The following is a 21,878-nucleotide window of genomic DNA, read 5'->3' on the forward strand; positions in this document are numbered from 1 at the left end:
CTCGGGGCGCTCATAAAGTGCGCTTCGTCCGTATGGACTTCGGTGCGCAATAGACCTGATAGAGCGTCTTCAGGATCTCGCGCGCCGGCTCGCTCGCGATCGAATAGAAGATCGTTTGCGCGTCTCGCCGTGCCGACACCAGGCCGTCCTTGCGAAGGAGCGCAAGATGCTGGGAGACTGTGGAATCGCGCAGGCCCAGGAATTCGGCCAGCTCGCCGACGGAATGCTCGCCGTCGATCAGCTGGCAGATGATCAAGAGACGGTGGCGGTTGGAGAGTGCCTTCAAGAGGTCGCTCGCCTGGTCGGCCGCCTGCTCCATCATGTCACCATCTATTTTCATACTTGTGTATATACGAATATGTGAATATATAGTCAAGCAGCAAGACGGCCGGAGTAAACCGGCGGAGCGGTGAAACCCCAACGGAGGTAACTATGGCGGAGATTGTCGTAATCGGAGCCGGTCTGAGCGGAACGCTGATGGCCTATGAATTGCTGCCGCAGCTGAGAAAGGACGATCGCCTCAGCGTCATCTCGCAAGGCGCCGTCTATCACTTCGTCCCATCGAACCCCTGGGTCGCAGTCGGCTGGCGCAAGCGCGAAGATATCGAGATTGATCTCGCGGACATCATGAAGCGCAAGGGAGTGCGGCTGCTGACGCAGGGCGCAAAGCGCGTCCACCCCGAGGAGAACCGTATCGAGCTCGGCGACGGCACGTCGATCGACTATGATTATCTGGTCGTCGCGACCGGCCCCGAGCTGGCGTTCGACGAGATTCCCGGCCTCGGCCCGCAGGGCCATACACAGTCGATCTGCCACGTCGATCACGCGACGCATGCGAAAGACGCGTTCGAGAAGCTTGCGGCGAACCCCGGCCCCGTCGTGATCGGCGCCGTTCAGGGCGCCTCCTGCTTCGGGCCGGCCTACGAGTTCCTCTTCATCCTGGAAACGGAGCTGCGCCGGCGCAAGCTGCGCGACCGGGTGCCGATGACGTTCGTCACCTCGGAGCCGTATATCGGCCATCTCGGCCTTGACGGCGTCGGGGACACCAAGGGTCTCCTGGAAAGCGAGATGCGCGAGAAGCACATCAAGTGGATCACCAATGCCCGCGTCGACAATGTCGCACCCGGCTTGATGACGGTGGAGGAGTTTTCCGACAACGGCACGTCCCGCAAGGCCCACGAGCTGCCATTCGTCTATTCGATGATGTTGCCCGCCTTTCGCGGCGTCGAGGCGGTGCGCGGCATCGAGAAACTGACCAATCCGCGCGGCTTCGTCATCGTCGACGAGCATCAGCAGAATCCCGCCTTCCCCAACGTGTTTGCGGTCGGCGTCTGCGTCGCGATCGCGCCGGTCGGCGCCACACCGGTGCCGGTTGGCGTCCCCAAGACCGGCTTCATGATCGAATCCATGGTGACGGCGACCGCGATGAACATCGGCGCCCTGCTCCGCGGCAAGGCGCCGACGGCGCAGCCGACCTGGAACGCGATCTGCCTCGCCGACTTCGGCGATTCCGGCGTCGCCTTCCTCGCGCAGCCGCAGATCCCGCCGCGCAACGTCAACTGGTCCTCCAAGGGCGAATGGGTGCACCTCGCCAAGGTTGCCTTCGAGAAATACTTCCTGCGCAAGATGCGGCGCGGCGAGAGCGAGCCGTTCTACGAGCGCTTCCTGCTCGACAGGCTGAACATCGCCAAGATCAAGGAGGTCCGAACCGGCACATGAGCACGACACGCCAGATCGTCTGCGGACATTGCGGGCGCATCAATCGCCTGCCGCCCGAACGCACACCGCAAGGTGCGCGCTGCGGAGCCTGTCACCAACCGATGTTCGCAGGCCAGCCGATCGAGGTGGACGAAGCAGCCTTCGACCGCCATGTCGCCAGAAGCGACATTCCCGTGCTGATCGACGTCTGGGCGCCATGGTGCGGACCCTGCCGCGCCATGGCACCGATGTTCGAGCGCGCGGCGCAAGCGCTCGAACCCGGCGTGCGGCTGTTGAAGCTGAATTCAGACAATGCACCCGCATTGTCGTCGCGGCTCAACATCAGCGGCATTCCGACGCTGCTGCTGATGCACGGCGGCCGCGAGATCGCTCGCCATTCCGGCGCGATGGATACGCGCAGCATCGTCGCCTGGACTGAAACCAAACTGACCCGTTCGTAACGTCACCACCCCAAAAAGGAGCCTACCATGAATGTCGACAAAGCCGTTCTCGCGTTTGCGGGATTCGTCGTCCTGCTCGGTCTCGCACTGGGCACCTATGTGAATGCGTATTGGTATCTGCTGACGGCGTTCGCCGGACTGAACATGTTGCAGGCTTCGTTCACAGGCTTCTGCCCGGCGGCGATCGTCTTCAGGAAGCTGGGCCTGAGCAGCGGCTGCGCGTTCTCCTGAACGCAACTCAGATGCAGTCAGTGATGCGGGGGAATTTGCCATGACCGACGACACCTTCATCGAGGGGCCTCTCTACGAGAAGCGCAGGAAGGTCTATCCGCAATCGGTCCACGGGCCGTTCCGCCGCATCAAATGGGCGATCCTGTGCGTCACGCTCGGGGTCTATTATCTCCTGCCGTTCGTACGCTGGAATCGCGGACCCGGCCTGCCCGACCAGGCGGTGCTGATCGACCTGCCGCATCGCCGCTTCTACTTCTTCTTCATCGAGCTGTGGCCGCAAGAGGTGTATTACTTCACCGGCCTGCTCATCCTCGCGGCGATGATGCTGTTCCTGATGAACGCAGTCGCGGGGCGGCTGTGGTGCGGCTATCTGTGCCCGCAGACGGTGTGGACTGATCTGTTCTACGCCGTCGAGCGCTGGGTCGAGGGCGATCGCCGCGAGCGCATGCAGGGCGACAAGCGCTACTGGACCTTCGACCACATCCGAAAGGTCGCACTCAAACACTTCCTCTGGATCATGATCGCCTGGTGGACCGGCGGCGCCTGGGTGCTGTATTTCGACGACGCGCCGACGCTGGTGAAGGAGCTCGCCACCTTCCAGGCCCCGTTCACGGCCTATCTCTGGATCGGCATCCTGACCGCGACGACCTATGTCTTCGCCGGCCACGCCCGCGAGCAGATGTGCATCTACATGTGCCCGTGGCCGCGCATCCAGGCGGCATTGACCGACGAATGGGCGCTCAACGTCACCTATCGCCGCGACCGCGGCGAGCCGCGCATGTCGGTGAAGAAGGCGGAAGCCGCCCGCGCCCACGGCGATTTCGCCGGCGATTGCGTCGACTGCCACCAGTGCATCAATGTCTGCCCGACCGGCGTCGACATCCGCCACGGCATCCAGCTCGGCTGCATCCAGTGCGGCCTGTGCATCGACGCCTGCGACAACGTGATGAGCGAGATCGGCCGGCCCAAAGGCCTGATCGGCTACGACACCGACATCAACATGCAACGCCGGCGCGAGGGCAAGCCGCCGATCTATCGCATCATCCGCGCGCGCACGTTGGTCTATACCGCAGCCATTGCCATCGTCGGCACCATCATGGTCTACACCCTCGCCACCCGCGCGACGATGGACGTCAACGTGCTGCACGAGCGCAATCCGCTGTTCGTTCAGCTCTCGGATGGCGGGGTCCGCAACGATTACACCGTCCGCATCCTCAACAAGGGCGCGGAAAGATCTTTCGCGCTCAAGGTCTCAGGCCTGCCGGGCGCCACGGTTCGCGTCGCCGGCGTCGAGCCGGGTCCCGACGGCAACCCGGTCGTTCAAGTTGGACAGGATCAGACCCGCGAGGTCCGGATGTCGGTGCAGGTTTCGCCCGACCGCGTGCCCAGGGCGGCGATCGATATCGGAGTTGAAATCACCGACGTCGGCAGCGGAGAGCGCGCCGAGGCGCGCGATCATTTCGTGCCGAAGGAGTGAAAGTCGATGCTGCGGAGCAATCGTCTCAAGCCATGAGACGTTGCAGCCTCGACTGCGCGCGCGGGGCCATGATGATATCAGGCGCGAGCTGGACCGAACTGTCGCCGACGAGCTCTTCCGTCACGACGTTGAACCGAACCAGTTCCGCCTGGCCGAACGCCGTCGAGATCGCGACGTCGGCGGCGTCGCGGCCGCGAGCAATGACGATCCGGCCGACGCGTGGATGGTTGTGGCGCGCGTCAAACGTGTACCAACGACCACCGATATAGGCCTCGAACCAGGCGCTGAAATCCATCGGTGCCGGGTCGGGAGGCACCCCGATATCGCCGAGATAGCCGGTGCAATAACGCGCCGGAATGTTCATGCAACGGCACAACGTCACGGCCAGATGGGCGAAGTCCCTGCATACGCCGATGCGCTCGGCATGACCTTCGGACGCCGTGCGGTCACCGCGTGCAAACTGATAGCCGAATTTGATGCGGGCGTGGACATAGTCGCAAATCGCCTGCACGCGCTGTCCACCGCCTTCTATCGAGCCGAAGGTAGACCAGGCCAGATCCGCCAGTTTCTGGGTGTCGCAATAGCGGCTGCCCAGCAGATACACCAGCGCGTCGTCGGGCAGGTCCTGGAGCTGAACCTGAGCTGCGAACGGCGCCGCCGGCTCGGGAACGCCGGAATCTTCGATCACGAAGTCGTTGCGGATCTCGATCAGACCGCTTGGCGCGACCAGGCGGGTGCAGACGTTACCGAAGGCATCGAGATAGTCCCTGGTGCCAACACCGGGCGTGGTCTGGATGGCGTGCGGGGACAAGAGATCGCCGTGCCGGGACGGATGCACGCTCAGCATCAGGATCATCGGGACGTCTTGAAGGCATTTGAACGCAATGTCGTAGCCGGCGCGAATCTTCAAGATCGTCTCCTCGGAGTCGTCGTTGACCTCGAACGCAAACACCTGCCCCGGCGTATTCGTTCCGCGTCTTCGGCTGCAGCGCTGCTGAAATGAAGGGCAATTGTGCCTGTCGCCCCCTCTCCTCCGCCGTACCCTTCGAATCCCTGCTTGGACCGGGGACGAAAGCAGGATCATATAGCCGCGGGCCAGAAGCGAGCACATGACAACCTACGCCGTCCACCACAGAACGATCTACCGCTACCGTAAGCCGGTGAAGCTCGGGCAGCACCAGCTGCTATTCCGGCCACGCGACAGCTATGACCAGCGCCTGCTCGACTGCCGGCTCGTCATCCGGCCCGAACCCGCCGAAGTCCGCTGGATTCACGACGTCTCGGGCAATTGCCTCACCCTGGTCGACTTCGACACCGTGAGCGACCAGCTCCAGTTCGACACCACCATCGAGCTCGACCATACGCCGGAAAACACCCCGGACTTCCGAATCGAGGACTATGCCCGCGAGCATCCGTTCGCCTATGCCGACAGCGAGCTGCCCGATCTCGAACCCTATATGCGTCGCCATCATCCCGACGACGGCGCGGTGGAGGAGTGGCTGGCCAAATTCGTGGCAGCGGACGGCCGGCGGCCCACGGGCCAATTGTTGATGACGCTCAACGAGGCCATTGCCGAAGGCTTCTCCTACCAGCGCCGGACGATGCGGGGAACACAGACGCCTGCGGAGACGCTCGAGCTGCAGCAGGGGACATGCCGCGACTTCGCGCTGCTGATGATGGAGGCGGCACGCGCGCTCGGCTTCGCCGCCCGCTTCATCACCGGCTATGTCTACGTTGCCGATCGCGACGGGCCGGTGCGGCTCGGCGGCGGCTCGACCCACGCATGGTGCTCGATCTACGTGCCCGGCTCGGGCTGGGTGGAGTTCGATCCGACCAACGGCATCGTCGGCAATCGCGACCTGATCCGGGTCGGCGTCGCCCGGACGCCTGAGCAGGCCATCCCGCTCTGCGGCTCCTATTGGGGGGAACCCGAGGACGATCTCGGCATGGAAGTCTCGGTAAACGTGAAGACCGGGCTGACGTCTCCGGCCGACCAGCCGGCGGCGCTATCGTCAACGCGACGTTAACAATTTCGCGCAAATTGACGTGGCCCCCGAACGGCATTTTCCATCCTATGCGCTAGCATGCTCCACATAACTCGGGCTCGGCCCGTGTGAACGGGGACGAGGGACGTGGTCGACATCGCGCAGCAGGCAGCGATCCATCCGGCACCGGCGGCGGATGCCACGACGGCGCGCGTGCCGCTCATTGCGATCGACCCCGGTCAGTGGCGCGCACTCGCGCAGCGGGCGATCGAGCCGAACGGATATTATCTACCCGGCTGGGAGCTCGCCGTCAGCGCCACCGCGCGGGGCCGCACCGAAGCCTCGGCATTGCCCGCATTCGACGGCTCTTCGACGCGATTGATCGGGCTGATGCCGGTGATCCCGCTATGGCGCGCCGTGAAGATTCCCCTGCCCGCGCTGGTGAGCGCGCATCCCTACGGCACGCTTTGCAGCCCGCTGATCGACCGCGATGCCCCGATCGAGGCGGCCACGCGACTGTTGCAGCAGGCGCGCGAGGCCGGCGCGCATGCACTAGTGCTCAATGACGTCGCGCTCGACGGTGCCGCGATGACTGCGTTGAAGCAGGTCCTGGACCGCGACGGCCTGAAGCCGCGCGTGCTGTCCTCCTACGTCCGCGCCAGCCTCGATGCGACGCAGGATGACGAAACGCTGCTACGCGAGGCGCTCGGCACCAAGAAGCTCAAGGAGCTGCGCCGACAACGCCATCGCCTCGAAGAGCACGGCCCCGTTTCATTCGACGTCGCACGCCGGCCTGACGAGATCGGGCCCGCACTCGAGACATTCCTGCAGCTCGAAGCCAGCGGCTGGAAGGGCAAGCGCGGCACCTCACTGGTCCAGCATGCGGGCGATGCGACTTTCATTCGCCGCGCCGTGCCGACCCTGGCCGAGACCGCGCAATGCGAGATCATCATGCTTCGCGCCGGGACGACACCGATTGCCGCCGGCATCGTGCTGCGTCATCAGGACCGCGCGTTCTTCTTCAAGCTCGGCATCGACGAGCGCTTTGCGAAATATTCCCCGGGCGTGCAGCTCACCCTCGAGCTGACGCGCCATCTCTGCGCCGATCCCGCCATCGCCAGCGCGGACTCCACCGCGAGCGCCGACCATCCCATGATCAACCCGATCTGGCGCGGGCGCTTCGCGATCGGCGACGTGCTGATCCCGCTGCGGCGACACGATCCGGTCGTCGCGCTCATTCATGGAGCGCTGCTCGGCCTCAACGCCGCGCATGAGGCTGCGCGACGTGTGGTCCGCCGGCTCCGCAAACCAGCGAAGACTACTCCGCCGCCTGCGCGTTGATCTCCGCCGAAACCTGGCGGATGGCGCGCGCCAGCAGGTTCGGGTCCTGCGCGCCGGAGACGGCGTATTTCTGTGCAAAGACATAGGTCGGCACGCCGGAGATGCCCTTCTCGGCGGCCTCCTGCGCGTCCGCGGAGACGCGCGCGACGTCCTCGTCGGTGGCAAGGCGCTTGCGCACGTCGTCGGCGTCGAGGCCGACATCGGCCGCCGCCTGCACCAGCACGTTCACATCGGTGAGATCGCCGCCGTCGCGGAAATACAGCTCCATCAGGCGCTGCTTCATCTCGGGCGCCTTGCCGATCGCTTCCGCCCACAGGATCAGGCAATGGCAGTCGGTGGTGTTGGGCTGGCGCGCCACCAGCTCGGGCTTGTAGAGAAGGCCCTCCTCGCTCGCGGCCGCGACGACGCGCCCCGCAATGCCCTTGTAGGCCTCGACCGAGCCGAATTTCTGCGTGAGATAGGCCTCGCGGCTGATGCCCTCGCGCGGCACCCAGGGATTGAGAAAGAACGGGCGGAAATTGAGCTTGACCGGGACATCCGGCACGAGCGCCAGCGCGCTCTCGATCCGGTGCTTGCCGATATAGCACCAGGGGCACACCACGTCGGAGACGACGTCGATCTGGAGCGGTTTCAGCGTGCTCATGTCAGGCGCCTCCTTCGGGCGATAAGGGTTCGTCGGAAGATAAGCCGAACCCGCCCCGAGGCAAGGGCGCTAGATCATGGCTGCTGCCATCTGCCTGAGCCGCTCGGCGGTGCGCTCGTCGGCCGGGAAGAAGGTTTCCAGCGCCAGCTCGGACAGGGTGATGTCGACCGGCGTGCCGAATACCATGGTGGTGGAGAAGAAGCTCAGGATCTCGCCGCCGTGTCGCAGCTTGAACGGGATCGCGACATTGTCGCTCGACAGCGGCCCCGCGCGCGCCGGAATCGGATAGCTCTTGAGGTCGGTGTAGAGCTTGATCAGCTCAGGATCGGCCGTCACCTCGCATTGCCGGTGCAGACGCTCCAAGAGATGCCCGCACCACTCCGCGAGATTGACGGTGCGCGGCGCCAGCGCCTCCGGATGAAAGGCGAGCCTGAGCACGTTGAGGGGCTGGCCGAGCAGATGCTGCGGAATGCCGGCGAGCAGCGGCGCCACCATCCGGTTGGCGGAGACCAGGTTCCAGTGCCGGTCCACCGCGAGCGCGGGATTCGGCTCATGTGCTTTGAGCACGAGGTCGATCGCCTGGCGGGCTGATTTCAACGCGGGATCCTCCAGCTGGCGCTGCGGAAACGCCGGCGCGTAGCCGGCCGCGACCAGCAGCACGTTGCGTTCGCGCAAGGGCACGTCGAGACGCTCGGCGAGCCGCAGCACCATGTCGCGCGACGGCGCGGCGCGGCCGGTCTCGACGAAGCTGAGATGACGCGCCGAGATTTCGGCCTCGCCCGCGAGATCGAGCTGGCTCATACGGCGGCGCTGCCGCCATTCGCGCAAATGGTCGCCGATGTGAACCGGCTGGCTGCGGTCGGCCTGTGCCGTGGATGCATGTGCGTTCATGAGCAAAAACCTAGCATGCGAATTTCAGAGCTTCCATTACCCCCGAGGTAATCGAAACCGACCCCGCACGGCGGCATCCTCAGTGGCAACAGGAGTTCGCCATGATTGCTCTCGTGATCTACCGCGCCGTCGCCGACCACGTCGTTCCCTTCGCCGTCACCCTGACCACGCGGATGCTGGCGCGCAGCCTCAACATGCCGGAGCCGCTGCTGCATTCGACCGGCGACTATGTGGTCGCGCGGGTCACGGCCTTCGAGCACGGCGTCGGCAGAAGCCTCTGTCCGTTCCGCCTCGCCCGCCTGCTCCGCGCCTGGTGGCGCGGACGGCATTGAGTTTCATCCAAGCCCACCCCCCAACCACGGAGACCTCAAATGATCGATGCATCCACCTTCCTGCGCCGCGCGCTGCTTGCCGATGCCATCTTCAGCGGCGTCGCCGCCCTCGGCTTCACTTTCGGCGCAAGCGCGTTCGCGACACTGTTCAACCTGCCGGAAGCGCTGCTGCGCGAGACCGGCCTGTTCCTGATTGCCTACGCCGCGCTGGTCGGCTGGTTGGCGTCGCGCGCTTCGGTGGCGAAGCCACTGGTGCTGCTGGTCGTGGTCGGCAATGCGGCCTGGACCGTCGGCAGCATCGCGCTGCTGTTGTCGGGCGCGGTGTCGCCGAACCTTGCCGGCGAGCTCATGGTCGTCGCGCAGGCAATCGCCACCGGCGTGTTCGCCGAGCTGCAATATGTGGGATTGCGGAAGAGTGCGCGCGTGGTGGCGGCGTGATGGCTTCGTGACATGACGCGGCACGGCCCGAGAGAACGCGAACGTCTCCTCAAATCGCATCGTATCCAAATGCATGCATGACCTCGCGTTCTCGCGGCGCATTTCGCCCGAGCTTTGCCCGATCGATCGCGCCCTTCGTTGCCGGAGGGCGCAGGGAAGGCCGGGCGCCGGCGGCACCCGCAGGTCCGTGGGCGATAAGAACGCACACGGGGTGGACCACAGGTGTGCCGGTCGCCCGGCCTTCCCTGCGCGGATGGTTTTAACGGTGTCCTTCGTGCTCTCCTCGGGGAGCGTTGCACTATTGCCCCCGTCCCCTTGCGGCTGATCGATGTGAGGACCCGGTCGGGCCGCCGCATCACCGCAAGACTTGACGCCAGAACCCCGGGCGTCGGGACCACACGACTTCTCCGTCCGCGGACGGCCTGGCCTCAGCGCCCGGGGCTTGGTGTGCGCACCCCCGACCATCGACCAAACCGCTGTGACCGCACCGTGTCGTATGCGCATCGCGCCGGGACTCAACGGTCTCCCGTCCCTGTCCCCACGCAATCACGCCGGCGCTACCGCGTCCACCGCACCCCGGCCCGCATCTCGTGACGATCGCGAAGCGCCCCTCTGGCAGGGCCGGGATGGCGAATGTATGCCACAAATCCGAATTTCGGAAAAGCGATATATTTTTGCTGCGAGGGATTGACGCGGGTTTGGGTGTTTTGCCCGACGGGTCGCCGTGCCAATCGGAGCCGGCAGGCGACGACGCCCAACGCCCGGATGCGACGTCCGCTTTCGTTTGAGGATAGCAGCGAGTACGGCGCGCGGCGCTAAAAGGCGATGGGCTCCGCAAAGCTCAAGAGTCCTACGAGCTGGCTCTTCAAGCCCCCTCCACGTTTCCACCAGTTCGGAGCATATTCGGGCACAAATGCGCCCATCAAGGTATTATCCAAACAACATATGCTGAGCGCGAACTGCGACCGCGGGCGGCGAAAGCCCTGGATGGTAAGAAAATCCCTCGGAGCAATTCCGGACTGGTTCAAGTCCGGTGCCGCACCATCTTCAAGTAACGTTCTGACTTTTTTGCAACCGGGACGACCCGGGTACGCTAGTTTCTATTGCCGCTCCGAATCACGATTGGACTTTCATGTCAAACGCATTGACCGTGCCCGCTCTCCTGGAAGAAATCATCCAGCGATTTGACGCGCGGGAGGAGCCCTTCAACGAGTTCACCATTGGCGGGGAGCTTAAGGCCGCGCGGGGGGCGCTGACCCAGCCGTCGGATGCCGAAAACCTAGGTGCGTGGGCAGAGGTACTTGCCTTCGCCCTGACGAGCGACCGGCACGAAAACCCATGGAATAGCTATTTTGGGCCGATGGGCTCGGGCGTGACCGCCGAGGGCACCAAGGTCTACTTCCCCGATATTTCGGACACCCCGCCCGAGGTGGTAACGCATTGGGCCGCACGCGCGCGAGCGCTCAGCCATCATTTCCTTAAGGCGCGATACGCTGATCTTGCATGGGACATGAGCGGCCCTATCGCGCGCCGCAAGCGCGATCCCGAGGATGCGCGAATTGCAATCGACTGCTACCTCGATGCGATCCCGCGCATGCCCGAAGAGCATGAACATTTCCAATTCGCAATTCGAGCGCTGGACCTCGCTGTCCTGATCGGGGATACGGACCGCACGGAACGGGCTCGAAAGGCATTGATGGATGTCCATCGCGGGCTGATGAAATCCCACAGCCGCACGTGGTGGTACACGGTTGACCGGCTGCTTGACGACAAAAAAGCAGGCGTCACCGATGACGAGCGGGCCGAACTGGTCGCCGATTTGGAAAGCATCATCGCGATGCGCTCCAATACCGGAGATCCTGAGAACTGCGATCCGCATGAGGCGCAAAGTGCCGCTGAACGGCTCGTTCCGTATTATCGCCGCCTAGGCCAGCACGACGACGCCCAACGACTTCACAAGGCGGTCGCCGAAGCTTTCGAGCAGTTCGCTAGCAACGCCGATCCCATGCTTGCTGCCGCACTCCTGCAAACGGCGACGGATGAATACCGGAACGCTGGCTCAAAGGAAGACCGCGACCGCACCCGCATATTGATGCAGAAGAAGATCGGCGCGGCAGGCGAGAACCTTCAATCGTTCGAGCACAAAATCGAAATCACCAAGGACGACATGGAGAAGTTCTTGGACCTCGTTGTTGTCGACGATATTGGCGATAGTTTTGTTCGTATCGCCTGTGAATTCATGCTGAAGCGCAATCATCTTGAGGAGCGAGTTCAGAAGACATTGGAGAAAGCGCCACTGATGGCGCATATCACGCAAATGATCTACGCAGACGATCGCGTCGCCGCGAAGATCGGAGGCGTGGACGAGGATTCATTCGGTCGGCTCTTTCATCAAGCAAAGCTCACGTTTCAGTTCGAACGCCCCTGGCTCGAACAGGCCTTCCGGCGTTTGTTCGACAAGCACGGGGTTGTGCCGCAACATTTTGCCGGTTGGGCCAACCGTCACGGGCTTTTCGAGGATATGAGCCTCTTGGTAGAGGGCACGAGCGCTTGGGCACGGGAGGACTATGTTAAAGCTGCGCATGTCCTCGTCCCGCAAGTCGAGCGCGCCCTGCGCAAGATGTCCGACGAGTTGGGCATACCGGTCACCAAAGCCCACCCCACCGTTCCGGGAACAAGCGTCGCGATTGGTATGGGCGAAATCCTCTATAACCAGAAGGTAGCCGAAGCGCTTGGACCCGATGCGACCCTGCACTTTCAGGCGCTCTACGCTGATCCGCGTGGCATGAACCTACGGAACGAGATCGCCCACGGCTTGATGGATGCCGACCAGTTTTACTGGCATCTCGGCAACCTGATCATTCACTCGCTATTGATGCTCGGTTTGTGGAAGGAATTCGCACAAATCGGCAGGAAACGCGAGAGATAGCGATGCCAATCTTCGACATCCAAACACACCTTCAATTCTACGAGATGCTTGTCGATGATTTCGACGACCTCATGCGCGAGCGGCATTCAGCCCGGCGGGCCTTCCACTGCATCATGGAAGCCTACCATCTGCGCGAATGGGTTTGGCATGACCTCGTTGAGAACAATCAAAAGCTGAAAGATGCCTTGAACATCACAAGCGAGAACGACTTTAATAGCCTCATCAACCGTAGGTGCATTTGGTTTCCCTATTTCAGGGCCATCACAAACGGCAGCAAGCACTTTGAAACGCGCGAGACTGGCTTTGACGCCTTCAAGGTTGAGGCCGCGCCGTTTTCTCTGGATGTACTAGATGCCGGGTTCGGCGAAGGCGTATGGCACGGCCCGGTTCGCTATGTCTCGGGCTCACTGCCTGTCGGGCAGGACAACAAGGGCGTTCTCTTGTTCGACTTTGGCGAGGGCGCTCGCGAGCAGCCACGCTTCGTTCCGGTTCTTCACGTCATCGAGGCCGTCGTGCGGTTCTGGCGGGATACGCTTCGCACATTTAATCCCGACGCTTCCGTCAAAAGCAGCGCCCATCACAACGAGCAGCCGTAGGATGGGTTGAGCCCTAGCGAAACCCATCGCCCATCCCCGAAGGCGTCCGCGATGACCGCGTATCGCCGTAACATCGTGCCAAGCGGCAGCCTCCTCTTCACCGTCAATCTGGCGGAGCGGAGGCTCTCCCTGCTGACGGATCATGTCGAGATACTCCGCGCGGCGTGTCGCGACACGCGTCAGCGGCATCCGTTCACGATCATCTTCATGCGGTGCTGTTTGGACACTGCCAGACGGCGACGCCGCTTTCGCGATGCGCTGGCGATTGATCCAATCGGCAATTTCGCGCGGCGTCGCGACAGGCGAGCGGAGCTGAAAGGCGATGGGTTTCGCTAGGGCTCAACCCATCCTACGGGGCTGCAATGTGTTGGATTGCGCCAGAGCGGGAGTGTGGTGGCGGCGTGAGGCCGCTCGTTTCCCGGACGCGCTGCAACGCTTTCGGCGTTGCCGCGCAGAGCCGGGATCCACGCCACACGGATCGCTCGCGGATACACGGCCCCGGCTCTGCAGCGCGCCGCCGAAGAGGCGCTGCGCCGCGTCCGGGGAACGAGAGCGCCGGCTAAGCCCGCGCGCGGCCGTTAGCCTTGGCAACGGCGCGACCGTTGAGCTTCTTCTTTTTGGCGGCCTTGGTCTTCGAACCCTTGTTCGAACCCTTGGCGACCACCTTCTTCGCCTTGCGCGCCTTCACCTTGGCGGCTTCCGCCCGTGCCTCGGCGCGCAGCTTCTTGCGCTTCTTCTCGCACGACTCGCACTTGCAACCGATCGGCTTCAGATAGGCTTTGAAATAGTCAGTGCCGTAATCGTAATTGATCTCGTCGCCCGGCTCGATGTTCCTGATGGCGCGGATGAAGACCTTGCGCTCGCGCGGCCGGACGTCGGACTCGGCGTTGGGCCGGCAGGAATGGTTGATGTAGCGGGCGAGGTTCTTGCGCACCGAGCCGTCGATGGTCCAGCGGCCGTTGAGCTCGAACAGGTATTTGTTCTCGATCTCGTCGTGCGCGGGAATCTTGGAGTCCAGAATCGGTCCGAAATAGCGGATGATCCGGGTCCCCTTCTTGATCGGCATGGTGGCGAACAGGCCAAGTCCGGTCTTGGAGCGGCCGACCCGGTAGGATTTGCTGGAGGCGATGGCTGGCATGATCAAGGGTAATGAGAAACGCAAACGAGGCGAGAGGCCTCAGGCGAAGCCGCTCTTCTAGAACGATTCCGCGCCGCTGTCAGGTCTATCCCACGCCTGTTTGAACCTTGCCCACAATGAAGACGTCTGATGGGACGGAGTTCCCCGCGATGAAGCCCTCATGAACCGCATCACCCTGCGCCTGGCTGTCTTGATGACTTGCATCGGCCTGAACAGCGCCGGCGCCCAATCCGTGGGCAGCACATACACCTCGACGGCGCCGAAGGATTGCCGTCAGATCGGCAGGCCCAGCGAGCTCGACGGCGGCACCACGCGGGCATGCCCGGGCAAGGACGGCCTGACGGTGCTGATTGCCGAGGACGATCTTCGCGAAATCGTCTCGGTCGGCCGCAATCGCAGGCAAGCTACCGACGAACCGGCGGCCAAGGTCTGGTTCGGCCCGTTCAATTCGTCGGAGACCACGATCGAATGGCGCGCCGTGGGCGCAAAGCCGTTCGCGATCATCCAGCGCTGGCACATCGCCGACAATGACGATCCCGACAAGCAAGGCCGGCCGAACACCAAGGCCATGCTGGTCGTGACCCGGCTGCCGCCGGGCCCGGTCTGTCACGTCGCCTATGTCGATGCGATCGCCAACCCCACCGCCAACGAGCTCGCGCGCAAGGCCGCCGACGATTTCGCCCGCGGCTTCGTGTGCGGCAAGGACGAGGTGAAGGTCGTCGGCACGCGCGGCCGCGCCGTCGAGCTGGCGACGATGCGGTAGACGCTGGCGGGCTCGCGCGGCCGCTATGCGTGAGGTTTCATGGTCAAGGGCACCGTCAGCATCGCCTCGAGCAGCCGCTCCGCCGTCGTGCCCTCGGGCAGCCGCCCGAGGATGTCTTCGAGCCGTCCGTCGAGCAGCAGCGTGGTGAAGCCGTGCACCATCGACCAGGCCCGTGCGATCGCGGCGCCCTGGTTCAACGTCAGCGCGTCGCCGCTGATCCGCTCCTGCCGCATCATGCCGATCGCATTCGCAAGCCCGGCGAAGGAGGCTTCGGCCGCCTCGTGCAGCGAGGGCCTGGAATAGTCGAGCCGCTCGGTGCGGAACATGATGCTGTACATGCCGGGATGGGCCTGCGCATAGGCGACATAGGCTTTGGGGCGCGCCAGCGCGGCTTCGAGCGGCGTGGTGGCGGCATCGCATGATGACGCCATCGCCGCGTTGAACTGGCGGAAGCCGACCGCCGCGAGTTCGCTGAGCAGGCCGGTGAGATCGCCGAAATGATGGGTGGGTGCGGCATGCGAGACGCCCGCCTCGCGCGCCACCGCGCGCAAGGTGAGGCCGGCGAGCCCGTCGCGCTCCAGCACCCGTTCGGCGGCCTGGAGCAGCGCCTCGCGCAGGGCGCCGTGATGATAGGGCGTCTCGCTCTTCACGCCCGCCGCGCCGCGCTTTGGGCGCGATGCCGCAGTCGAATTCGCTCTTCTGGGGGACGCGCGCTTCGCGCCGTTTCGCCCTTGGTGTCGGTCTTTGCCATTCGCAAGATATATGACGCAATATTGACAGTGTAAAGATTTCGCTTGACGGACGCGACGATCGGCGCTATCTGATCTTTACGATGTAAAGATAGGGAGGGATACGCCGTGCAGCACGACGCCGTCGCCGAGCGCCGCAACAATGTCGCGCCGATCCCGTTCGAAGCGGACGCGCCATTCCTGAAGATCGTCGGCGAATTGCCGCGCGAGCTCAACGGCGTTCTCTATCGCAACGGTCCCAATCCGCAGTTCGATTCCCCCGGCGCACATTGGTTCGTCGGCGACGGCATGCTGCACGCCTTCCACCTCGAGAACGGCCGCGCCAGTTATCGAAACCGCTGGGTCCGCACACCGAAATGGCTCGCCGAGCACGATGCCGGCCGCGCCTTGTTCGGCGGCTTCGGCCGCAAGCTGCCGGATGCGCCCGCTGATCTCACCGACGGCGGCGTCGCCAACACCAACATCATCTTCCATGCCGGCAAGCTGCTGGCGCTCGAAGAAGCGCATCTGCCGACCGAGATCGAGCCGGGCACGCTGGCGACACGCGGCTATCACAACTACCAGGGCCGCGTCGCCGGCAGCTTTACCGCGCATCCGAAGATCGATCCCGTCACCGGCGAGCTCGTGTTCTTCGGCTACAACGCGGCCGGACCGCTGACGCCTGCCCTCTCCTACGGCTCGATCGATGCCGCCGGCAAGGCGACGCGCTTCGAGCGGTTCGAGGCGCCCTATGCCAGCATGGTGCACGACTTCATCGTCACCGCAAACCATTTGCTGTTTCCGATCCTGCCGATCACAGGCAGCATGGAGCGCGCCATGAGCGGACGGCCGCCTTACGCCTGGGAGCCGGACAAGGGCGCCTATGTCGGCGTGATGAAGCGGAACGGCACGGCAAAGGACATCGTCTGGTTTCGCGGTGAAACCTGCTACGTCTTCCACATCATGAACGCGTGGGGAGGACGACAACCGCATCATTGCCGACGTCATGCAGTTCGAGGAAGCGCCGCTGTTTCCGCATCCCGACGGACGGCCGACCGATCCGGAGAAGTCGCGCGCCCGGCACTGCCGCTGGACCTTCGATCTCTCCGGGACTACCGACCGCTTCCAGCAGACCTATCTCGACGACCTCACCGGCGAATTCCCGCGTATCGACGACCGCTACGCCGGGCTGAAGAACCGTCACGGCTGGTACGCCTGCGCCAACCCGAAACGGCCGGTATTCGGCGCACTCTCCGGCATCGTCCATGTCGACGGCAACGGAAGGCGTCTCGGCCATTATCTGCTGCCCGCCGGCGACACCATTTCCGAACCGGTGTTCGTCGAGAGATCGAAGGATGCGGCCGAGGGCGATGGCTGGCTGCTGGCCGTCATCTGGCGGGCGTGGGAGAATCGCAGCGATCTCGCCGTCTTCAACGCCACCGATGTCGAAGCGGGCCCCGTCGCGCTGGTGCAGCTCGGCCACCGCGTGCCCGACGGCTTTCACGGCAATTGGGTGGGGGCGCAGTAGCTCCCGTCATGCGGAGGCGCGCTCGTGGCGCGCGTCCGGCCACAGCACGGATTTGTCGCCAGGGAGGCCCGTATGCAGATGCCCTCAATCACCGCAGACCTCCTCGCCATCCTCGCCCTGGTCAGCGCCGCACTCACCCTCGAGGTGGTCCGGCTGCGGCGGAGCGGACAGGTCATCTTCAACGGCGGCATCCTGCTCGCCCTCGGCCTCGCGATCGCCTGCGCGCTCCCCCTCCTGTCGCGCCTGAATTGGGCGGATCTGGTCGACGAGGCGTCCGACCAAGCGATTGCCGCCATTCAGCTTTTGTATGCCGCTTACACCATTTTGACACTGTAAAGATTTCACTTGACCCGATCACGCCTCTGAACTATTTATCTTTACATCGTAAAGATCGGCCTGACCGAAGGGTGGCAATGGCGATTTTCCTGATCCTCGCGCCCTACGGCGCTTTCAGCCTGCTGATGCTGGTGACGTCGGCCGCTTCAAGCGTGTTCGTGGCGTCCGCGATCTGCCTCGCCACCGTCGCGATCGATGTGCTGCGCGGTCGCTCGGTGAAGATTCTGGCGGCGGGCTCGGCGATCGTGTTCGCCGCAATCGGCCTCTACCTCGCGCTGATCGACCCGCAGCTCGGAACGCTCGGTGTCAAGCTCTCGGTCGATATCGGCATCTTCGTCATCTCGCTCGGCTCGCTGCTGGTCCGCCGTCCCTTCACGCTGCAATATGCGCTTGAAGCGGTGCCGGCCGAGACCGCGGCGATGCCCGGCTTTCTCACCGCCAATTACGTCATCACCGGCGCCTGGACCGTGGCCGCGCTGCTGATGGCGGCTGGCAATCTCGTGCTGCTCTACGTCCCCGGCCTGCCGCTCTGGTCGAGCCTTGCGGTCGCCTTCGCCGCCCGCAACAGCGCGATTTACTTTACAAAGTGGTACCCCGAGTATCTCCAGATCAAGTACGGTACGCCCGCCCGCGCATTGCCCGACGCAAGCTGAACAGGATCGACGATGAAGGACGTATTCGCCCGCCTCGCCTCCGACCTCTTCTCCGCCATCGTCTTCCTGGTCGTCTACCTCGTCACCGACAACGTCATCCTGGCGACGTCGGTGGCGATCGCCGGCGCGTTCGCACAAGTGGTCTACGCCCGCATCAAGGGACAGCCGCTCAACTACATGACTTACGCGAGCCTCGCGCTCGTCGTCGTGCTGGGCACGATCACGCTCTTGACCAATGATCCCCGCTTCATGCTGGCAAAGCCCGCGATCGCGCATTTCGCGATCGGTCTGATCATGCTCAAGCGCGGCTGGATGCTGCGTTACATGCCGCCAATCGTCGTCGAGACCGTTCCGGAATATGTCACGGCTGCGGGCTATGCCTGGGCGGCGCTGATGTTCGTGATCGGCGCCGGCGTGATCGTGGTCGCCTCCACAGGCGATCTGAAGCTGTGGGCGTTCTACCTCACGGTGGTCGCCGGCGGCGGCAAGATCCTGGCCTTCGCCGTGCAGTATGTTGTGCTCCGGCTCATCGTCACCAGCCGCCGGCGCGCCGCCGCCCGCGCCTAAATGCCCTATTCGAGGGTTAGTCAGGAGCCGCGAGTTGAGCTATAGGCTCGCTCGGGACTGGCCGCGGATCGTCGCGGTCCGCCGGGATTTGTTCGGGAGACGGGAATGGCCGTAGACGGCAACTGGAATCTGACCATGACGACGCCGATGGGCGAGCGCCAGGCGACGCTGACCCTGTTGAGCTCCGGCGGCACGCTGACGGGCACGCAGGGCGCGGAAGGTAATACCGCCGAGATTTTCGACGGCACCATCAGCGGCGACGCCGTCAACTGGAAGGTTTCCATCACCAATCCGATGCCGTTGACGCTTGAGTTCATCGGCAAGGTCTCCGGCGACAGCATGAGCGGCGAGATGGGCATCGGCCCGATGGGCAGCTTTCCGTTCACGGGCGTACGGGCGTAACGCCGCGCAGCAACATGCGCGTGCTTCGTCTCATCGCAGCGACGATGCTGTGCGTCACGACGCAAGCGGCGCGCGCGGATGACACCGAGCCGGCGTGGCGCGCAAGCGCGCTCGCCTTGGTGCCGGCAGGATATGTCGCCGGCACCGCTTATCGAACCCAGGGTCCGACAGGCTATCTCGCCCTCTATCCCGCGCCATCGAACGATCCGAAAACACCGGCCAGCGTGTTCGCTGCGCGCCAGGCGCTCGTGGTCACGCTGACATCGGATGCGACACGCGCCGTTTCAGCCGAGTTGAAGCCGCGCGTGGAGCCCGATCCCGACGATGACGCGACCGATTTCGCAAAGCTGCACGCCGAGCTTGCGGCCAAGCGGGCGACGCTCCCTGACGGCACCGAGCCCTGCGACCTCGGCGCCTGGTCCATCGACAAGGACCCTGCCGGCCTCAACGTGCGCGCCGAGCCGTCGGCGACGGCGCGTGTGCTCGGCACGCTGCCGCCGCCCTATCGCTTGAAGTTGGGCGGCGCCGAGAACACGCCCGACGGCGGCTGGCTCACCGAATTTCGCATCATCGGCTTCAGGAACGGCTGGTTTCTGATCGAAGGCGCCAAGCCGCCGGGCAAGGACTACGAGGACGAGAAGAAATATCCGCGCAGCGCGCCAAAGCCCTACGTCGGGCGCGGCTGGGTCGCATCCAACAAGGTCGGTGCCGCCTATGCCAATGGCGCCACCCGCATGGGCGGGCTGTTCCAAGCCCCCTTCGTCGATGCCAAATGGATGCCGGCCCAGCGCGAGCTCGGCGGCGCGATCGACACCGACGGCGGTCCGAAGCGGATGCTCGCCTGCAGCGGGCTCTGGGGCCTGGTCGAGAGCCAGGACGGCGTCCGCGGCTGGTGGCGCGCGCTGTGCTCGAACCAGGTCACAAATTGCAGTTAGAAGACTGAAGCCGTCATGGCCGGGGCTTGTCCCGGCCATCCACGTCTTCCTCGCAGCACCAGGAACGTGGATGCCCGGGACAAGCCCGGGCATGACGACGTTTCCTAAAGGCACATGCTGCCTCACTCGCAGAAGCGAGAGGCAGCTAGCCCAAATTCAATTCCTTGAAGAAGTCGTTCCCCTTGTCATCGATGATGATGAACGCCGGGAAGTCGACGACTTCGATGCGCCAGATCGCTTCCATGCCGAGCTCGGGATATTCGAGCACCTCGACCTTCTTGATGCAGTGCTCGGCAAGGTTCGCGGCGGCGCCGCCGATCGAGCCGAGGTAGAAGCCGCCATACTTCTTGCAGGCCTCGCGCACGGCCGGGGCGCGGTTGCCCTTGGCCACCATCACCATCGAGCCGCCGGCGGCCTGGAACTGATCGACGAAGGAATCCATGCGGCCGGCCGTGGTCGGACCGAACGCGCCGGAGGCATAGCCCTCGGGCGTCTTGGCGGGGCCGGCGTAGTAGACCGGATGGTTCTTGAAGTAATCCGGCAGCGGCTCGCCCTTCTCCAGCCGCTCGCGCAGCTTGGCATGGGCGCTATCGCGCGCGACGATCATGGTGCCGGACATCGAGACCCGGGTCTTGATCGGGTGCTTCGAGAAGGTCGCGAGGATGTCCTTCATCGGCTGGTTGAGATCGATCTTGACGACATCGCCGCCGAGCGCCTGCTCGACCTCAGGCAGGTATTGCGCCGGGTTGTGCTCGAGCTCCTCGAGATAGACGCCGTCTTTGGTGATCTTGCCGAGCACCTGGCGATCGGCCGAGCACGACACGCCGAGCCCGATCGGCAGCGAAGCGCCGTGGCGCGGCATGCGGATCACGCGGACGTCGTGGCAGAAATACTTGCCGCCGAACTGTGCGCCGACGCCGAGCGACTGCGTCATCTTGTGGATTTCCTGCTCCATCTCGACGTCGCGAAAGGCGTTGCCGTCGGGCGAGCCGTGGGTCGGCAGCGCATCGAGATAGCGGGCCGACGCCAGCTTCACCGTCTTCATGCAGAGCTCGGCCGAGGTGCCGCCGATCACGATGGCGAGGTGATAGGGCGGGCACGCGGCGGTGCCGAGCGTGAGGATCTTTTCCTTCAGGAAAGCGAGCAGCCGGTCCTTGGTCAGCACCGAGGGCGTGGCCTGGAACAGGAAGCTCTTGTTGGCGCTGCCGCCGCCCTTGGCCATGAACATGAACTTGTAGGCGTCATCACCTTCGGCGTAAATCTCGCACTGCGCCGGCATGTTGTTGGCGGTGTTCTTCTCCTCGTACATCGAGAGCGGCGCGACCTGCGAGTAGCGCAGATTGCGGCGCAGATACGCATCGCGCGCGCCTTCCGACAGCGCCGCCTCGTCGTCGCCGTCGGTGATGACGTTGCAGCCCTTCTTGCCCATGATGATCGCGGTGCCGGTGTCCTGGCACATCGGCAGCACGCCGCCGGCCGCGATGTTGGCGTTCTTCAGAAAGTCCAGCGCGACGAATTTGTCGTTCGGGCTGGCCTCGCCATCCTCCAGGATGGCGCGGAGCTGCTTCAGATGGCCGGGGCGCAGGTAATGGTTGATGTCGCCGAAAGCGGCTTCCGACAACGCCCGCAGCGCCTCGCGCGACACCACCAGCATGTCCTTGCCCAGAACCTTCTCGACCCTGACGCCCTCGGCCGTGATCTTCTTGTAGGGCGTCTCGTCCTTGCCGAGCGGAAACAGCGGGGTGTGCTTGTAGGGCGGAACGGGCTTGGCCGGGTCGGGGAAGGCGGTCGGAGCGTTCATGGGCG

23 protein-coding genes and 2 pseudogenes are annotated in these 21,878 nt (G+C 64.1%); 18 read left to right on the plus strand and 7 right to left on the minus strand.

What is annotated here, in order from left to right; translation table 11 throughout:
- Window positions 1-10 precede the first annotated feature (10 nt).
- Window positions 11-319, minus strand: coding sequence for an ArsR/SmtB family transcription factor (locus CIT39_RS23110; RefSeq protein ID WP_181955175.1), 309 nt, complete (start codon window positions 317-319; stop codon window positions 11-13).
- Between the two features lie 113 nt (window positions 320-432).
- Here CIT39_RS23110 and CIT39_RS23115 point away from each other — a divergent pair, with 113 nt between their 5' ends.
- Genes CIT39_RS23115 through ccoG form a run of 4 tightly spaced genes read left to right on the plus strand, consistent with a single transcriptional unit; the run spans window position 433 to window position 3,867 of the window.
- On the plus strand, window positions 433-1,719 hold the full coding sequence (locus CIT39_RS23115) for an NAD(P)/FAD-dependent oxidoreductase (protein ID WP_094972295.1): 1,287 nt from the start codon (window positions 433-435) through the stop codon (window positions 1,717-1,719).
- Entirely contained in the window at window positions 1,716-2,159 is a 444-nt protein-coding gene (gene trxC, locus CIT39_RS23120) for a thioredoxin TrxC (protein ID WP_094972296.1), read from the plus strand. Before CIT39_RS23115 ends, trxC begins: the two co-directional genes overlap by 4 nt.
- A gap of 27 nt (window positions 2,160-2,186) precedes the next feature.
- On the plus strand, window positions 2,187-2,390 hold the full coding sequence (locus CIT39_RS23125) for a YgaP family membrane protein (RefSeq protein WP_028181089.1): 204 nt from the start codon (window positions 2,187-2,189) through the stop codon (window positions 2,388-2,390).
- A gap of 40 nt (window positions 2,391-2,430) precedes the next feature.
- Window positions 2,431-3,867 carry a cytochrome c oxidase accessory protein CcoG gene (gene ccoG, locus CIT39_RS23130; RefSeq protein ID WP_094972297.1) on the plus strand — a complete coding sequence of 479 codons (1,437 nt, stop codon included), beginning with the start codon at window positions 2,431-2,433 and terminating at the stop codon, window positions 3,865-3,867.
- Window positions 3,868-3,892: 25 nt separating this feature from the next.
- On the opposite strand, the gene CIT39_RS23135 is transcribed toward ccoG, so the two are convergent.
- Window positions 3,893-4,777, minus strand: a complete 885-nt coding sequence (locus CIT39_RS23135; RefSeq protein WP_094972534.1) for a transglutaminase-like domain-containing protein — start codon at window positions 4,775-4,777, stop codon at window positions 3,893-3,895.
- A gap of 199 nt (window positions 4,778-4,976) precedes the next feature.
- Between CIT39_RS23135 and CIT39_RS23140 the strand changes: the two genes are divergently transcribed.
- A complete protein-coding gene (locus tag CIT39_RS23140) occupies window positions 4,977-5,894 on the plus strand; it encodes a transglutaminase family protein (protein ID WP_094972298.1) in 918 nt (305 codons plus the stop codon).
- Window positions 5,895-5,999: 105 nt separating this feature from the next.
- Window positions 6,000-7,193 carry a GNAT family N-acetyltransferase gene (locus CIT39_RS23145; RefSeq protein ID WP_094972299.1) on the plus strand — a complete coding sequence of 398 codons (1,194 nt, stop codon included), beginning with the start codon at window positions 6,000-6,002 and terminating at the stop codon, window positions 7,191-7,193.
- Here the strand turns inward: CIT39_RS23145 and CIT39_RS23150 are convergent.
- Together CIT39_RS23150 and CIT39_RS23155 are read right to left on the minus strand one after the other, a co-directional pair.
- Window positions 7,171-7,836 (minus strand): DsbA family oxidoreductase, encoded by a 666-nt coding sequence (locus CIT39_RS23150; protein WP_094972300.1) that lies wholly within the window; start codon window positions 7,834-7,836, stop codon window positions 7,171-7,173. The genes CIT39_RS23145 and CIT39_RS23150 overlap by 23 nt on opposite strands.
- A gap of 69 nt (window positions 7,837-7,905) precedes the next feature.
- On the minus strand, window positions 7,906-8,727 hold the full coding sequence (locus tag CIT39_RS23155) for a helix-turn-helix domain-containing protein (RefSeq protein WP_094972301.1): 822 nt from the start codon (window positions 8,725-8,727) through the stop codon (window positions 7,906-7,908).
- A 101-nt stretch (window positions 8,728-8,828) separates the two neighbouring features.
- Between CIT39_RS23155 and CIT39_RS23160 the strand changes: the two genes are divergently transcribed.
- The 5 genes from CIT39_RS23160 (at window position 8,829) to CIT39_RS23180 (ending at window position 13,358) form a co-directional block, all read left to right on the plus strand.
- A complete protein-coding gene (locus CIT39_RS23160; RefSeq protein WP_094972302.1) occupies window positions 8,829-9,059 on the plus strand; it encodes a hypothetical protein in 231 nt (76 codons plus the stop codon).
- A 39-nt stretch (window positions 9,060-9,098) separates the two neighbouring features.
- On the plus strand, window positions 9,099-9,497 hold the full coding sequence (locus CIT39_RS23165) for a hypothetical protein (protein WP_094972303.1): 399 nt from the start codon (window positions 9,099-9,101) through the stop codon (window positions 9,495-9,497).
- Window positions 9,498-10,629: 1,132 nt separating this feature from the next.
- Window positions 10,630-12,426 carry a DUF4209 domain-containing protein gene (locus CIT39_RS23170; RefSeq protein WP_094972304.1) on the plus strand — a complete coding sequence of 599 codons (1,797 nt, stop codon included), beginning with the start codon at window positions 10,630-10,632 and terminating at the stop codon, window positions 12,424-12,426.
- 2 nt (window positions 12,427-12,428) lie between these two features.
- Entirely contained in the window at window positions 12,429-13,022 is a 594-nt protein-coding gene (locus tag CIT39_RS23175) for a hypothetical protein (protein WP_094972305.1), read from the plus strand.
- A gap of 51 nt (window positions 13,023-13,073) precedes the next feature.
- Window positions 13,074-13,358 carry a hypothetical protein gene (locus CIT39_RS23180; RefSeq protein WP_094972306.1) on the plus strand — a complete coding sequence of 95 codons (285 nt, stop codon included), beginning with the start codon at window positions 13,074-13,076 and terminating at the stop codon, window positions 13,356-13,358.
- Window positions 13,359-13,581: 223 nt separating this feature from the next.
- Here CIT39_RS23180 and CIT39_RS23185 read toward each other — a convergent pair whose 3' ends face one another.
- Complete coding sequence (locus tag CIT39_RS23185; RefSeq protein WP_094972535.1) at window positions 13,582-14,160, minus strand: SET domain-containing protein; 579 nt, start codon at window positions 14,158-14,160, stop codon at window positions 13,582-13,584.
- 160 nt (window positions 14,161-14,320) lie between these two features.
- Between CIT39_RS23185 and CIT39_RS23190 the strand changes: the two genes are divergently transcribed.
- Window positions 14,321-14,923, plus strand: a complete 603-nt coding sequence (locus tag CIT39_RS23190) for a hypothetical protein (RefSeq protein ID WP_094972307.1) — start codon at window positions 14,321-14,323, stop codon at window positions 14,921-14,923.
- A 23-nt stretch (window positions 14,924-14,946) separates the two neighbouring features.
- On the opposite strand, the pseudogene CIT39_RS23195 reads toward CIT39_RS23190, so the two are convergent.
- Window positions 14,947-15,674: pseudogene (locus CIT39_RS23195) on the minus strand (TetR/AcrR family transcriptional regulator).
- 106 nt (window positions 15,675-15,780) lie between these two features.
- Between CIT39_RS23195 and CIT39_RS23200 the strand changes: the two are divergent.
- From CIT39_RS23200 to CIT39_RS23225, 6 genes and pseudogenes are all read left to right on the plus strand, one after another.
- A pseudogene (locus CIT39_RS23200) lies at window positions 15,781-17,179 on the plus strand (carotenoid oxygenase family protein).
- Between the two features lie 72 nt (window positions 17,180-17,251).
- Window positions 17,252-17,515 (plus strand): hypothetical protein, encoded by a 264-nt coding sequence (locus CIT39_RS23205; RefSeq protein ID WP_094972310.1) that lies wholly within the window; start codon window positions 17,252-17,254, stop codon window positions 17,513-17,515.
- A gap of 77 nt (window positions 17,516-17,592) precedes the next feature.
- Entirely contained in the window at window positions 17,593-18,168 is a 576-nt protein-coding gene (locus tag CIT39_RS23210) for a hypothetical protein (RefSeq protein WP_094972311.1), read from the plus strand.
- A gap of 12 nt (window positions 18,169-18,180) precedes the next feature.
- A complete protein-coding gene (locus tag CIT39_RS23215; RefSeq protein ID WP_094972312.1) occupies window positions 18,181-18,735 on the plus strand; it encodes an inner membrane-spanning protein YciB in 555 nt (184 codons plus the stop codon).
- Between the two features lie 105 nt (window positions 18,736-18,840).
- A complete protein-coding gene (locus CIT39_RS23220; protein WP_028181202.1) occupies window positions 18,841-19,137 on the plus strand; it encodes a hypothetical protein in 297 nt (98 codons plus the stop codon).
- A gap of 14 nt (window positions 19,138-19,151) precedes the next feature.
- Window positions 19,152-20,072: a hypothetical protein gene (locus tag CIT39_RS23225; protein WP_094972313.1), complete on the plus strand. Its 921-nt coding sequence runs from the start codon at window positions 19,152-19,154 to the stop codon at window positions 20,070-20,072.
- 145 nt (window positions 20,073-20,217) lie between these two features.
- Here CIT39_RS23225 and CIT39_RS23230 read toward each other — a convergent pair whose 3' ends face one another.
- A complete protein-coding gene (locus tag CIT39_RS23230; RefSeq protein WP_094972314.1) occupies window positions 20,218-21,873 on the minus strand; it encodes a fumarate hydratase in 1,656 nt (551 codons plus the stop codon).
- Between the last annotated feature and the right edge of the window lie 5 nt (window positions 21,874-21,878).

Origin of the sequence: Bradyrhizobium symbiodeficiens (genome assembly GCF_002266465.3) — a bacterium.
GTDB classification, from domain to species: Bacteria; Pseudomonadota; Alphaproteobacteria; order Rhizobiales; family Xanthobacteraceae; genus Bradyrhizobium; species Bradyrhizobium symbiodeficiens.

Bases quoted from the DNA above. Each gene is read 5' to 3' on its own strand.
- CIT39_RS23205 (WP_094972310.1), top strand. From the start codon at position 17,252: ATGCAGATGCCCTCAATCACCGCAGACCTCCTCGCCATCCTCGCCCTG.
- CIT39_RS23210 (WP_094972311.1), top strand. From the start codon at position 17,593: ATGGCGATTTTCCTGATCCTCGCGCCCTACGGCGCTTTCAGCCTGCTG.
- ccoG (WP_094972297.1), top strand. From the start codon at position 2,431: ATGACCGACGACACCTTCATCGAGGGGCCTCTCTACGAGAAGCGCAGG.
- CIT39_RS23185 (WP_094972535.1), bottom strand. From the start codon at position 14,160: ATGCCAGCCATCGCCTCCAGCAAATCCTACCGGGTCGGCCGCTCCAAG.
- CIT39_RS23175 (WP_094972305.1), top strand. From the start codon at position 12,429: ATGCCAATCTTCGACATCCAAACACACCTTCAATTCTACGAGATGCTT.
- CIT39_RS23225 (WP_094972313.1), top strand. From the start codon at position 19,152: ATGCGCGTGCTTCGTCTCATCGCAGCGACGATGCTGTGCGTCACGACG.
- CIT39_RS23150 (WP_094972300.1), bottom strand. From the start codon at position 7,836: ATGAGCACGCTGAAACCGCTCCAGATCGACGTCGTCTCCGACGTGGTG.
- CIT39_RS23110 (WP_181955175.1), bottom strand. From the start codon at position 319: ATGGAGCAGGCGGCCGACCAGGCGAGCGACCTCTTGAAGGCACTCTCC.
- CIT39_RS23220 (WP_028181202.1), top strand. From the start codon at position 18,841: ATGGCCGTAGACGGCAACTGGAATCTGACCATGACGACGCCGATGGGC.
- CIT39_RS23160 (WP_094972302.1), top strand. From the start codon at position 8,829: ATGATTGCTCTCGTGATCTACCGCGCCGTCGCCGACCACGTCGTTCCC.
- CIT39_RS23230 (WP_094972314.1), bottom strand. From the start codon at position 21,873: ATGAACGCTCCGACCGCCTTCCCCGACCCGGCCAAGCCCGTTCCGCCC.
- CIT39_RS23165 (WP_094972303.1), top strand. From the start codon at position 9,099: ATGATCGATGCATCCACCTTCCTGCGCCGCGCGCTGCTTGCCGATGCC.
- trxC (WP_094972296.1), top strand. From the start codon at position 1,716: ATGAGCACGACACGCCAGATCGTCTGCGGACATTGCGGGCGCATCAAT.
- CIT39_RS23115 (WP_094972295.1), top strand. From the start codon at position 433: ATGGCGGAGATTGTCGTAATCGGAGCCGGTCTGAGCGGAACGCTGATG.
- CIT39_RS23190 (WP_094972307.1), top strand. From the start codon at position 14,321: ATGAACCGCATCACCCTGCGCCTGGCTGTCTTGATGACTTGCATCGGC.
- CIT39_RS23155 (WP_094972301.1), bottom strand. From the start codon at position 8,727: ATGAACGCACATGCATCCACGGCACAGGCCGACCGCAGCCAGCCGGTT.
- CIT39_RS23140 (WP_094972298.1), top strand. From the start codon at position 4,977: ATGACAACCTACGCCGTCCACCACAGAACGATCTACCGCTACCGTAAG.
- CIT39_RS23170 (WP_094972304.1), top strand. From the start codon at position 10,630: ATGTCAAACGCATTGACCGTGCCCGCTCTCCTGGAAGAAATCATCCAG.
- CIT39_RS23180 (WP_094972306.1), top strand. From the start codon at position 13,074: ATGACCGCGTATCGCCGTAACATCGTGCCAAGCGGCAGCCTCCTCTTC.
- CIT39_RS23125 (WP_028181089.1), top strand. From the start codon at position 2,187: ATGAATGTCGACAAAGCCGTTCTCGCGTTTGCGGGATTCGTCGTCCTG.
- CIT39_RS23215 (WP_094972312.1), top strand. From the start codon at position 18,181: ATGAAGGACGTATTCGCCCGCCTCGCCTCCGACCTCTTCTCCGCCATC.